Raw genomic sequence first — 12,331 nt, forward strand, 5'->3', positions numbered from 1 at the left:
CTCGACGTCCCAACTCGCCATTCGCCACTCGCTATTCGCTGGTCCCCCCGCTCGGAGGACCCAACAACTCTTGCCCGGCGGCGGCGTGGTCGCTACATGTGCCGCACCATCCGACAACGCCGGCGCGAGAGAGAGGGGCGGCCATGGCCTCCTACCAGTTCGTCTATCACATGCAGGGCCTCTCCAAGACCTATCCGGGCGGGAAGAAGGTCCTCGACAACATCCACCTGTCCTTCTACCCGGACGCCAAGATCGGCGTGCTCGGCGTCAACGGCTCGGGCAAGTCGACCCTGCTGCGCATCATGGCGGGCATCGACAAGGAGTTCGTCGGCGACGGCTGGGTGGCGGAGGGCGCGCGCGTCGGCTACCTGCCGCAGGAGCCGCAGCTCGACCCCAACCTCTCGGTCCGGCAGAACGTGATGCTCGGCGTGGCGCCGCAGCAGGCGATCCTCGATCGCTACAACGAACTCGCCATGAACTACTCGGACGAGACGGCCGATGAGATGACCCGGCTGCAGGACGAGATCGACGCCAAGAACCTGTGGGACCTCGACAGCAAGATCGACCAGGCGATGGATGCGCTCCGTTGCCCGCCGGACGACGCCGACGTGACCTCCCTGTCGGGCGGTGAGCGCCGCCGCGTGGCGCTGTGCCAGCTGCTGCTGTCGCAGCCCGAGATGCTGCTGCTCGACGAACCGACGAACCATCTCGACGCCGAGACGGTGAACTGGCTGGAAGGCCACCTGCGCACCTATCCGGGCGCCATCCTGATCGTCACCCACGACCGCTACTTCCTCGACAACGTCACGGGCTGGATCCTCGAGCTCGATCGCGGCCGCGGCATTCCCTACGAGGGCAACTACTCCTCCTGGCTGCAGCAGAAGCAGAAGCGCCTGATGCAGGAAGGCCGTGAGGAAGAGGCGCGCCAGCGCGCCCTGGAGCGCGAGAGCGAGTGGATCTCCGCCTCGCCGCGCGCCCGCCAGGCCAAGTCCAAGGCGCGTATCCAGCGCTACGAGGAACTGGTCCAGAAGCAGAACGACAGGGCGCCCACGACGGCGCAGATCGTCATTCCCGTCGCCGAGCGCCTCGGCCAGAACGTCATCGAGTTCGAGGGCCTGTCGAAGGCCTTCGGCGATCGGCTGCTCATCGACGACCTGTCGTTCAAGCTGCCGCCGGGCGGCATCGTCGGCGTGATCGGCCCCAACGGCGCCGGCAAGACGACGCTGTTCCGCATGATCACCGGGCAGGAGAAGCCGGATGGCGGCTCGATCACCATCGGCGAGTCGGTGAAGCTCGGCTATGTCGACCAGTCGCGCGACGCGCTGGACGACAAGAAGACCGTCTGGGAGGAGATCTCCGGCGGCAACGACGTGATCTATCTCGGCAAGCGGGAGTTCAACTCGCGCGCCTACTGCTCGGCCTTCAACTTCAAGGGCGGCGACCAGCAGAAGAAGGTCGGCATGCTCTCGGGCGGCGAGCGCAACCGCGTCCACCTCGCCAAGATGCTGAAGAGCGGCGCCAATGTGCTGCTGCTCGACGAACCGACCAACGACCTCGACGTCGACACGCTGCGCGCGCTGGAAGAGGCGCTCGAGGACTTCGCCGGCTGCGCGGTCATCATCAGCCATGATCGCTTCTTCCTCGACCGCATCGCCACCCACATGCTCGCCTTCGAGGGCGACAGCCACGTGGAGTGGTTCGAGGGCAACTTCCAGGACTATGAGGAAGACAAGAAGCGCCGGCTTGGCATCGACAGCACGATCCCCAAGCGCATCAAGTACAAGCAGTTCACGCGCTGAGGGGAGGGGAGCGGTCCAGCGCTCCCTTTTTCCCCAAAGTGCCTCGCCGTGGGCAGTCTGCTCAGGGCTCGTGCCTCCAGAGCTCCATCCGGCTAGCTCCACCCTCTCCGCGTCCTGGCCGGGCTTGGCCCGGCCATCCACGACTGAGGATGGCCCCGGCAAAGTCGTGGATGCCCGGGCCAAGCCCGGGCAGGACGGCTGAGAGGGGGGCGCGCAATCCGAAAAGGGTGGGACGACGATCCAGCCCGCCGTCAGCTTCCCGCGCCGTTGGGGTCTCGCCAGGCGCGCTCGAAGGGGAGGCGCCAGGCGTGGGGGGCGATGAGCTGGTGGATGGTCTTGGGACCCCATGAGCCGGGCTCGTAGAGGCGCACCGGCGGCGGGTTTTCCAGCAGCGGCGTCGAGACCTGCCAGAGCCGCTCGATGCCCTCGGCGCTGGTGAACAGCGTGCGGTCGCCGCGCATGGCGTCCAGGATCAGGCGCTCGTAGGCCTCCAGCACCTCGCCGATGAGGCCGGTGTCGTGCATGGCGAACTGCATCGACAGCTTGTCGAGCCGCATGCCCGGGCCCGGCCTCTTGCCGTAGAACGACAGCGACAGGCGCGAGGCGTCGGCGAGGTCGAAGGTCAGGTGGTCCGGCCCCTGCGCCCCGACGCCAGAGCCCACCGGGAACATGCTCTTCGGCGGCTCCCGGAAGGCGATGGAGATGATGCGCTGGCCCTCGGCCATGCGCTTGCCGGTGCGCAGGAAGAAGGGCACGCCGGCCCAGCGCCAGTTGTCGATGTGGCACTTGAGGGCGATGAAGGTCTCGGTGTCGGATTCCGGATCGACGCCCGCCTCGCTGCGGAAGCCGACATATTGGCCGCGCACCACGTCGCGCGGGTCGATCGGCAGCATGGAGCGGAAGACCTTGTTCTTCTCCTCGTTGATCGGACCGGGCTCGAGCGCGGTCGGCGGCTCCATGGCCATGAAGCCCAGGATCTGGAAGAGGTGGGTCACCACCATGTCGCGATAGGCGCCGGTCGCCTCGTAGAAGGGGGCGCGCTTGCCGAGCGCCAGCGTCTCGGGCACGTCGATCTGCACGTGGTCGATGAAGTTGCGGTTCCAGATCGGTTCGAACAGCCCGTTGCCGAAGCGGAAGGCCAGGATGTTCTGCGCCGCCTCCTTGCCGAGGAAATGGTCGATCCGGAAGATCTGCTCCTCCGAGAACACCTGGTGCAGCCGGCCATTGAGGTCGACCGCGCTGGCCAGGTCGGTGCCGAACGGCTTCTCCATGACGATGCGGCAGCGCCCCACGAGCTCCGCCTCCGCCAGCAGGTGCACGGCGGGCAGGGCCGCGCTGGGGGGAACGCTGAGATAGTGGATCCGCCGGGTCTCGGCGCCGAGCGCCGCCTCCGCCCGCTCCACCGCGGCCTTCAGCGCCGCCGGGCCGGCCTTCATCGGGACGTAGTCGAGGCATTCCGAGAAGGCGGCCCAGGCGCCGTTGGCGGCCTTGCGGCTGGAGAACTGGTCGAGCGCCTCCCGGGCGATCTGCCGGAACCCGTCGGCATCGATGTCGTCGAGCGACACGCCGACGATCCGGCAGCCGGGGATGAACCCGGCGCTGACGAGATGGAAGAGCCCGGGCAGGAGCTTGCGCCGGGAGAGGTCGCCCGTGGCCCCGACGAGCACCACGACCTGGGGAAACTTCGGGCCCAGGCTTGCCGGATTCTTCGCCACGCTGCCTCCTCGGGTGCCGCACGGGGGTCCTCGGCGGGACCTTGCGGCTGAACCCTAGCAATCAAAGGTGGACGAAGGCTGACAGGGAGATCTGGGCAGGTTGGATCGCGGCCCGGGCCCATTTGTTATCGTTCTCTGCCGGACCGCCACTACCTCCCTCATCCTGACCCACGGCTCGCAGGGCCGTAAGTCGAAGGACGCACAAAAGCGCCGCTGCACCAGTCTGCGTCCTTCGACTCGACCACTGCGCGGCCGGCTCGGGATGAGGGAGTTGGGGGCGGGTAGGGTCTTGAAGCTCTCACGATGAGGACATAAGGCGCTGTGCCCGCTGCCCCTCAGCCCCGCGGCGTCACGCCCGCCCGGGCCAGGCCGTGCTCGATCAGCTTGTCGATGAGGTCGGAGTAGCCGATCCCGCTGGCCTCCATGGCCTTGGGGTACATGCTGATGTTGGTGAAGCCCGGGATGGTGTTGAGCTCGTTCACCAGGATCCGGTTGTCGGGCGTGAGGAAGAAGTCCGCCCGCGCCATGCCGTCGCAGCCCAGCGCCCGGAAGGCGGCGGCCGCGTAGGTCCGCAGTGTCTCCTCGACGTCGGCCGGCAGCGCGGCGGGAACGGTGATGACCGCGCCGGCGTCGTCCACGTACTTGGCGTCGTAGCTGTAGAAACCGTGGCTCTCGGCGGCGGCGATCTCGCCCGGGCGCGAGACGAAGAGGCTGCCGTCGGGCCGCTCCAGCACGGCGCACTCCACCTCGCGCGCCTGGATGAACTCCTCGACCAGCAGCGTGTCGTCGTGGCTGAAGCCCGCCTCGAGCGCGGCCGACCATTCCTGCGAGCCGGAGACCTTGCTCACTCCGACCGACGAGCCCTGGGTCGCCGGCTTCACGAACATCGGCAGGCCGAGGTCCCGTGCGAGGTCGTCGAAGCGCGGATTGTCGGCGCGGCGGATGGTGACCGAGCGCGCGGCGGGGATGCCGGCCTGCACGAAGAGGCGCTTGGCGATGGCCTTGTCGAGCGCGGTCGCGGAGCCCAGGATCCCGCAGCCGGCGAGGGGCACGCGGGCCACCTCGGCCAGGCCCTGGACCGAGCCGTCCTCGCCCCACTGGCCGTGCAGCACCGGAAACAGGACGTCGATGGCCGCGATCTCGACGGCCTTCCCGTCCCGGCCGACGCCGAGGAGGCGGCCCCGTCCGCCGGGCAGGAGGCTCACCTGCGTGCCGTCCTGGGGCGTCGCGACGTCGCCGTCGGAAAAGCTGCTGAGGAGCCACAGGCCATCGCGGGTGACGAAGATCGGGACGGCCTCGTAGCGGTCGGCCCGCAGCGCCTTCAGGACGTTGCGGGCCGACATGATCGACACGTCGTGCTCCGCCGAGCGCCCGCCGAACAGGATCCCGATCCGCAGCTTCTTCTGCCCGTTCGCCATCGAGGATCAAGCTCCCTGCGCGCCTTCGTCCTTCGCTTCTTACCCCCAACGGGCGCGTGATTCCCAGCCGATGGGCGGGAAATGGCGGCCGCAACCTCGGCTTCGCGGTTCTGTCGCGCCCATCAGCACTCGCGCGGGCTCGCTAGCATCGCGGTCCTGGCAAACCGATTAGATGCAAATGGATGAGTATCTGGAACGTTTCTATTCAAGTATAGAATGATCTAAATCAGCGGCATAGCTCAAGCTATACATTCTGGATCCTGGAATGTTCTTGACCCTTTTGGTGTCGTCGTGTTGACTGCCCGGCACGAACGCACTTCGAACCGGTGTGGGGCAGTTGCCGATATGGCCAGGGGCATGTGGCGACACGGGGAGGGGACGGTCGGCCCGCACGGGCGCGGGTGAGATCTCTCAACTGACAGGGACTGTTGATCGATGCAGGAAGGTACTGTGAAGTGGTTCTCCACGGAGCGCGGCTACGGGTTCATCCAGCCGTCGAGCGGCGGTCGTGACGTGTTCGTCCACATCACGGCCCTGGAGGCTGCCGGGCTGCGCAATCTGAACGAAGGCCAGAAGCTGCGTTTCGAGCTGAAGACCGAGCGTGGCAAGACCGCGGCGGTCAACCTTCAGGTGGACTGACCGGACGAGACCCTCGTTTTCCGCGGCGACCGAACGGTCGCCGTGAAGGCTCGCGCGACAGCGCGGGCCTTTCCTGCATGATGGCGCCGCGGCGCGTTCCGGCGGTCCTGTCATGCAGATCGCTGGACGTGTTGCCCGGCGAAGGCGTAAGGGTGGTCATGTCTCGCCCGCGAGGACCATCGTGACGACCCTTCCCCCCTCCGCGCATGCCGGAACCCTGAACCGCGAACGCATTGCCACCCCCGAGGCCGCCGTCGACCGGCTGGAAGAGCTCTATGCCGAGGCGACCGGCGCGCTGCGCGATGCCGTCGAGCGCTATCTGGAAACCGGCGTCGCGCCCGACGAGAGCCAGCGGATCCGCTTCCGCTATCCCGAACTGTCCGTCACCTACCAGCCCGAAGGCGTACCGGTGGCCAGCCGGCGGGCCTTCGCCAAGTTCTCCGTGCCGGGGGTGTACACCACCACGGTGACGCAGCCTGCCGCCTTCAGGACCTATCTCCTCGAGCAACTCCGCCCGCTGGTGTCCGAGTTCGGCGCCGAGATCGAGGTCGGCGTCGGCCCGCAGGAGATCCCCTACCCGTACGTGTTCGAGCGGGGCGACGAGCTGGGCCGGGGCGCGGTCACCGCCGCCGAACTCGCCCGCTTCTTCCCCACCCCGCAGCTCGCCGCCGTGGGCGACGAGATCGCCGACGGCACCTTCGATCTGCGCGACGGAGAGCCCAGGCCGCTGGCGCTCTTCGACGCGGTGCGCGTGGACTATTCGCTGCGCCGCTTCGTCCACTACACGGGAACGGACTGGCGCTCGGCCCAGCCCTGGATCCTGCTCACCAACTACCACCGCTATGTCGACCAGTTCCTGCGCTGGGGTATCGAGCAGCTCTCCGATCCGGCGAGCCCCTACGACTCGGTGCTGCTGCCCGGCGGCGGAAAGATCGTCCGGGGCATGGATGCGGAGGCCGTGGAGGCCATCGTCGCCGCCTCGCCGTGGCACCGCTTCCAGATGCCGGCCTACCACGTCACGGCGCCGGGCAACCGCGGCGTCACCCTCGTCAACATCGGCGTAGGACCGTCCAACGCCAAGAACATCACCGACCACCTCGCGGTCCTGCGCCCGCATGCCTGGCTGATGGTCGGCCACTGCGGCGGCCTGCGGCAGTCCCAGCTGATCGGCGACTACGTGCTGGCCCATGGCTATCTGCGCCAGGACCGCATCCTGGACAGCCTCGTACCCACCGACATGCCGATCCCGGCGCTGGCGGAAGTCCAGGTCGCGCTGCAGGAGGCGGCGGCGCAGGTCACCGGCGACCGCGGCGAGGCGCTCAAGCGGCGCCTGCGGACCGGGACCGTCGTCACCAACGACGATCGCAACTGGGAACTGCGCTGGTCGCAGGAGCGCAAGCGCATCAACCTGTCGCGCGCCATCGCGGTCGACATGGAGAGCGGCACCATCGCGGCCCAGGGTTTCCGCCTGCGCGTGCCCTACGGCACGCTGCTGTGCGTCTCGGACAAGCCGCTGCACGGCGAGATCAAGCTTCCAGGCGCCGCCAACGCCTTCTACGAGCGGGCGGTCAGCGAGCACCTGAAGATCGGGCTCGCGGCGCTCGACCATCTGCGTGCCAACCGCGAGGGTCTCCATTCGCGCAAGCTGCGCAGCTTCGACGAGCCGCCGTTCCGCTGAGGCCGAGTTGGCCTTGATGGCGGAGCCGGGCCTGGCGAGGCGTTAGGACTCGCCTCCTAGCACCGTGTACCCAGTCCTCTCGCCCGCATGACCTTGGCCCGCATGACCGTCACGCTGAGCATCGCCGAACTCGTGTCGTCCTTCCCGGCCTTCGAGGTCGCGGTCGTGGTCGCGGAAGGCCTCGCGATCCCGGCGGAGCGGCCTGATGCCCTCGACGCGGAGATCCTCCGCCGCGAGGCGGCCTGCCGGCAGCAATGGGGCGGCACCGACCTGTCGGCCATCCCGGGCATCGCCGCGTGGCGGCAGGCCTATCGCGCGTTCGGCATCAAGAAGACGAGCTATCGCTGCTCGGTCGAGCGGATCGTGAAGAACGTCCTGGCCGAGCGGAGCCTGCCGCGCATCAACGGCTTCGTCGATGCCTACAACGCCGTGTCGCTCTCGGGCGTCCTGTGCGTGGGGGCCGACGACCTCGACACGCTCGTGCAACCGCTCGCCTTCCGCTTCTCCCGTCCCGGCGACAGCTTCATCGACATGGCGGCGGAGCCCGGCGAGGATCCCAACGATCCGCCCAAGGACGGCGAGGTCGTCTACGCCGACGCCGCCCATGTGCTGTGCCGCCGGTGGAACTGGCGCCAGGATGCGCGCAGCATCATCACGCCCGCGACGCGTCACGCCGTGGTCACGCTGCAGTCGAACGGCGTGGGCGACGTGCGGGCCGCGGCACGCGACCTGTGCGACCTGCTCGCCGCGCACTGCGGCGGCAGCACCCGCGTCGCCGTCGCCTCGGCCGAGCGTCCCGACGTCTCGCTCTAGACCGGCCCCAACCTCTGTGCGTCCGCGGTCTTCAGGCTCGGGGGCGCCTGAGCTTGGTCACCTGGTTTTCACCATGCGACGTCCACTGGTCGGTGGACGACAAAAGGGGCTTGCGCGGATGGCTCTTGTCGACATAAAGATATCTTTATGTCCTCTTCCGCACTGCCTCTCGGGCTCGACGCCCTCGTCACCGCCCTGCGTGCCGCCGGGGAGGACACGCGGCTGCGCGTGCTCGCGCTGCTGGCCGAAGGCGAGCTCAACGTGTCCGACCTCACGGACATTCTCGGCCAGTCCCAGCCGCGCATTTCGCGCCACCTCAAGCTCCTGGTGGAGGCCGATCTCGTCGACCGGCATCGGGAGGGGGCCTGGGCCTTCTTCCGGCTGAACGAGCACGGGCCGGCGGGCGTGCTCGCCCGCTCGCTCGCGGCGCGCCTCGACGCGTCGGACCCCGTGCTGCTGGCCGACCGGGCGCGGCTTGCCGCCGTCCGGGCCTCCCGGGCCGAGGCGGCGCAGGCCTACTTCAACCGCCACGCCGCCGACTGGGACCGGATCCGCTCGCTGCACGCGCCGGACGCCGTCGTCGAGGCCGCGATCCGGGATGCGGTGGGGGGCGGCCCGATCCGCGCTCTGCTGGATCTGGGAACCGGCACGGGCCGCATCCTGTCCCTTCTCGCCCCGCTGGCGCAGCGCGTGGTGGGCGTGGATGCCAACCACGCCATGCTGGCGGTGGCGCGCGCGAACCTGGAGGCCGCGGGCGTCCGGCGTGCCGAGCTGCGCCAGGGCGACATCTACGCGCTGCCCGTGGAGCGCGGCGCCTTCGACGTCGTGATCGTCCACCAGGTTCTGCACTACCTGGACGATCCCGCGCGGGCGCTGCGCGAGGCTGCCGCGGCCCTTGCGCCGGGCGGGCGCATCGTCGTGGTCGATTTTTCGCCGCACGATCTCGAATTCCTGCGGGAGCAGCACGCCCACCGCCGCCTCGGCTTCGCCCGCGAGCAGGTGGCCGGCTGGCTCGAGGATGCCGGCCTCGCCGCCGGCGAACACACCCTGGTGTCGCCCCCCGGCGGCGCGCAGGGACAACTCACCGTTTCGCTGTGGGTCGGCCGTGACAAGCGTCCGGCCAAGACCCTCCGGCAGCCCGACAGGGAGACCGCCTGATGTCCGCACCACCCGTCCGTCTCAGCCGCCGCACCGGGCCGCGCGGCCTGCGCGTGTCGTTCGAGTTCTTTCCGCCGAAGTCCGACGACGCGGAAGCCTCTCTGTGGGAGTCCATCGGGCGCCTGGCGCCGATGAACCCGACCTTCGTGTCGGTGACCTACGGCGCAGGCGGATCGACCCGGGAGCGCACGCACTCCACCGTCGCCCGCATCGTGCGGGAGACGCCGCTCCAGGCGGCCGCCCACCTCACCTGCGTCGGCGCCAGCCGGAAGGAGGTCGACGAGGTGATCCGCAGCTATTATGCGGCGGGCGTGCGCCACATCGTCGCGTTGCGCGGTGACCAGCCAGGCGCCGCGGGGTCACGCTACGAGGCTCATCCGGACGGATACCGGACCACGGCCGACCTGGTGCGCGGCGTGCGCGCCATCGGCGACTTCGAGGTGTCCGTCTCCGCCTATCCGGAGCGCCATCCCGACAGCCCCTCGTTCGAGCATGACCTGGACGTGCTGCAGGCCAAGGTCGACGCTGGCGCGACGCGGGCCATCACCCAATTCTTCTTCGACAACGACGTCTATTTCCGGCTGCTGGACCGGGTGCGCTCGCGCGGGATCGACATCCCGATCGTGCCGGGCATCGTGCCGGTGCAGAACTTCAAGCAGACCGCCGGCTTCGCGAGGCGGTGCGGCGCCAGCGTCCCGCAGTGGCTGGCCGATCGTTTCGACACGCTCGACGAGGATCCCGCGACGCGCCGCCTGATCGCGGCCGCGGTCGCAGCCGAGCAGGTTCTCGACCTGCTGGACCGCGGGGTGCGCGACTTCCACTTCTACACGATGAACCGCGCCGACCTCGTGTTCGCGATCTGCCACCTGCTGGGCCTGCGGCCCTCGGCGGCCGTGCCGGCCGAGGTCACCCAGGTGGACGCGGCCTGAGGGGCGGCGCCCGCTCCGGCCACCGGACGTCCGTCTCAATCCTTCCGTGCGTCATGCCCGGGCTTGACCCGGGCACCACGACTTTGCGCGACCGTCCCTCAATCGCGGATGGCCGGGCCTAGCCCGGCCAAGACGCCTGAGAAGCGAGCGGAAACGGGGTCCTCAAACGCCGCCGGTCCGGCCGGCCTTGAAGCGCTCGTAGACCTCGCGGTCGTCGGAGCGCTCCGTGGCGAGATGCCGGCGGAACGCCTCGATCTCCTCGTCGAGCGCGCGGCGCTCGGCCTCCATGCGGGCCCACTCGGCGCGCACATGCGCGTCGAAGGCGGCGTTGCCCGTCGGCTGAGGCGGGCCGCCGCGGGACGGCGCGGCCGGCTGCCCGAAGGACCCGACCAGCGAGTCGAAGCCGGCCTGCAGGCGCGCCAGGGTCGTCTGGAGCACGTCGCCCAGGTCGGTGGGAACCGGCTGGCGGTCGTTCCAGATCTTCCAGGCCAGCACGGCGAGGCCCGCCGGCCACCAGACGATGAACGCGATCGCCAGCACGGCGATGTCGACGGGTTTCCAGCGCCAGCCCGAGGCTGCGCCGTTGGGGGGCGGAGGATAGTTGGGTGTCATTGCACGGGCCTCCCGGGGCCTGAACCAGCGAAGGCTCGCAGATGGGAACCGATTGCGGCGGACGCAAGGCGCCCTCAGTCCGCCTGCGGCAAAGCCCTCAGGAGCGCGCGCAGTGTTCCCATGGTCGACAGATCCGCGATGCCGTCGACGCGCTCCTGGCGGAAGTGGCGTTGGAACGCGGTGACCACCGCCTGGGTGCGCTCGTCATAGACGCCGGTCATCGGCAGGCCGTAGCCATACACCCCGAACATCGCCTGGAGGGCCCTGACCGGCTGGCCTTCGTCACCGGGGCCATAGCGCGGTCCCTCGACGATGGGCTCCGGCTCGACCCAATGGCCGACGCCGTGCCGGGCGAGCGTGGCCCAGGGAAACTTCTCGCCGGGATCCTGCTTGCGGCCGGGCGCCGTGTCCGAATGGGCGAGCACCCGCGCCGCCGGGATCTCCCAGCGCCCGACGATGTCCGCGCACAGACGGCACACGGCGTCGATCTGCACGTCGGGGAAATCGGGATAGCCCATGAAATGACCGGGGTTGACGATCTCGATCCCGACCGAGGCGGTGTTGACGTCGGCGTCGCCGGCCCAGCTTCCGACACCCGCGTGCCAGGCCCTGGCGGCCTCGGCGACGAGCTGGAAGATGCGCCCGTCCTCCCACACCAGATAGTGCGAGGAAACCTCGGCCAGAGGATTGGTGAGCCGCTGCAGCGCCGAGGGGCCGTCCACCATGCCCGTGTAGTGGAGGAGCAGGATGTCGGGCTTGCGCCCGCCCTTGCGGGGGCCGTGGTTGGGCGAGGGCACCACCTTGACGGCGTGCGGGCTGTCCGGGGTCAGGGACATGTCGGCCTTCAGCGGATCCCGCGCTCGGCCGCGACGCGGTCCCAGGCGGCGTTGATGGCCGCCAGGCGACGCGTCGCGATCTCGACGGCTTCGGCGGGCAGGCCCAGCGCGAGCTGCCGATCCGGGTGAGCCTGCGCCACCAGCGTGCGCCAGTGCCGCTTCAGCCGGTCATTGTCCCAGGTGCGGTCGGCCCCGAGCACGAGCCAGGGATCGTCCGCCACCCGCACGTGGCGGGCCTCGATGCGCCCGAACTCCTCCTCGGTGAAGCCGAAGAGCGTCGCCACCGAGGCCAGATAGTGCCTCTCGGCCTCGTGGACGGCACCGTCCGCCTTGGCGATGTGGAAGAGCCCGTCGAGCACGTCCTCGAGCAGCGCCCGGTCCTCGCGGAACAGCTCGGCGATCTGCGAGGCATAGGCCTCGTAGCCGTCGGTCGTCTGCTTGGCGAGGTCGAACAGCCGCTCGACGCGCGGCAATTCGCTGTCCGGCACCTTGACGATGTCGCGGAAGGCGAGCGTCTCGTCGCGCGTCACGACGCCGTCGGCCTTGGCCATCTTGGCCGACAGCGCGATCAGGCCGGCCGTGAACACGGCCTCCTTGTCGTTCCCGAAGAGGCCGCTGGGGCTGTCGATGACGAAATGGCCCGCCACGGCGCCCAGCAGCGCGCCCAGCGGACCACCGATGGCGAAGCCGAGCCCCGCGCCGCCGATCTTGCCCCACATGGTTGCATGCCCTCC

Annotated in this window: 11 protein-coding genes; 6 read left to right on the forward strand and 5 right to left on the reverse strand. The window is 69.4% G+C overall.

The genetic code is table 11. The features are described 5' to 3' along the window. The first annotated feature begins 143 nt into the window (after nt 1-143). On the forward strand, nt 144-1,799 hold the full coding sequence (gene ettA / locus Q0Q47_RS18610) for an energy-dependent translational throttle protein EttA (RefSeq protein WP_293863093.1): 1,656 nt from the start codon (nt 144-146) through the stop codon (nt 1,797-1,799). A 251-nt stretch (nt 1,800-2,050) separates the two neighbouring features. Here the strand turns inward: ettA and zwf are convergent, their stop codons facing one another. Next, nucleotides 2,051-3,514 (reverse strand): glucose-6-phosphate dehydrogenase, encoded by a 1,464-nt coding sequence (gene zwf, locus Q0Q47_RS18615; RefSeq protein ID WP_293863095.1) that lies wholly within the window; start codon nt 3,512-3,514, stop codon nt 2,051-2,053. A 335-nt stretch (nt 3,515-3,849) separates the two neighbouring features. Beyond that, nucleotides 3,850-4,932, reverse strand: a complete 1,083-nt coding sequence (locus Q0Q47_RS18620) for a D-alanine--D-alanine ligase family protein (RefSeq protein WP_293863097.1) — start codon at nt 4,930-4,932, stop codon at nt 3,850-3,852. Between the two features lie 435 nt (nt 4,933-5,367). Between Q0Q47_RS18620 and Q0Q47_RS18625 the strand changes: the two genes are divergently transcribed. The 5 genes from Q0Q47_RS18625 to metF all read left to right on the forward strand — a co-directional run bounded on the left by Q0Q47_RS18625 (nt 5,368) and on the right by metF (nt 10,149). Further along, nucleotides 5,368-5,571 carry a cold-shock protein gene (locus tag Q0Q47_RS18625; protein ID WP_293863099.1) on the forward strand — a complete coding sequence of 68 codons (204 nt, stop codon included), beginning with the start codon at nt 5,368-5,370 and terminating at the stop codon, nt 5,569-5,571. 217 nt (nt 5,572-5,788) lie between these two features. Continuing rightward, nucleotides 5,789-7,249 carry an AMP nucleosidase gene (locus Q0Q47_RS18630; protein WP_293863211.1) on the forward strand — a complete coding sequence of 487 codons (1,461 nt, stop codon included), beginning with the start codon at nt 5,789-5,791 and terminating at the stop codon, nt 7,247-7,249. A gap of 102 nt (nt 7,250-7,351) precedes the next feature. Further along, on the forward strand, nt 7,352-8,062 hold the full coding sequence (locus Q0Q47_RS18635) for a B3/4 domain-containing protein (RefSeq protein ID WP_293863101.1): 711 nt from the start codon (nt 7,352-7,354) through the stop codon (nt 8,060-8,062). Nucleotides 8,063-8,209: 147 nt separating this feature from the next. Then, the gene (locus Q0Q47_RS18640) at nt 8,210-9,220 is read left to right on the forward strand and encodes a metalloregulator ArsR/SmtB family transcription factor (RefSeq protein ID WP_293863103.1); all 1,011 of its coding nucleotides are present in this window, start codon (nt 8,210-8,212) and stop codon (nt 9,218-9,220) included. After that, complete coding sequence (metF, locus tag Q0Q47_RS18645) at nt 9,220-10,149, forward strand: methylenetetrahydrofolate reductase [NAD(P)H] (RefSeq protein WP_293863105.1); 930 nt, start codon at nt 9,220-9,222, stop codon at nt 10,147-10,149. The genes Q0Q47_RS18640 and metF overlap by 1 nt, the downstream gene beginning before the upstream one ends. 162 nt (nt 10,150-10,311) lie before the next feature. On the opposite strand, the gene Q0Q47_RS18650 is transcribed toward metF, so the two are convergent. The 3 genes from Q0Q47_RS18650 to Q0Q47_RS18660 form a co-directional block, all read right to left on the reverse strand. Further along, nucleotides 10,312-10,761, reverse strand: coding sequence for a DUF2852 domain-containing protein (locus tag Q0Q47_RS18650; protein WP_293863107.1), 450 nt, complete (start codon nt 10,759-10,761; stop codon nt 10,312-10,314). 74 nt (nt 10,762-10,835) lie between these two features. After that, on the reverse strand, nt 10,836-11,597 hold the full coding sequence (locus Q0Q47_RS18655) for an N-acetylmuramoyl-L-alanine amidase (protein ID WP_293863109.1): 762 nt from the start codon (nt 11,595-11,597) through the stop codon (nt 10,836-10,838). Between the two features lie 8 nt (nt 11,598-11,605). Further along, nucleotides 11,606-12,316 (reverse strand): TerB family tellurite resistance protein, encoded by a 711-nt coding sequence (locus tag Q0Q47_RS18660; protein WP_293863111.1) that lies wholly within the window; start codon nt 12,314-12,316, stop codon nt 11,606-11,608. Between the last annotated feature and the right edge of the window lie 15 nt (nt 12,317-12,331).

The organism is uncultured Alsobacter sp. (assembly GCF_945952055.1).
In the GTDB taxonomy this organism is placed as follows: domain Bacteria; phylum Pseudomonadota; class Alphaproteobacteria; order Rhizobiales; family Beijerinckiaceae; genus Alsobacter.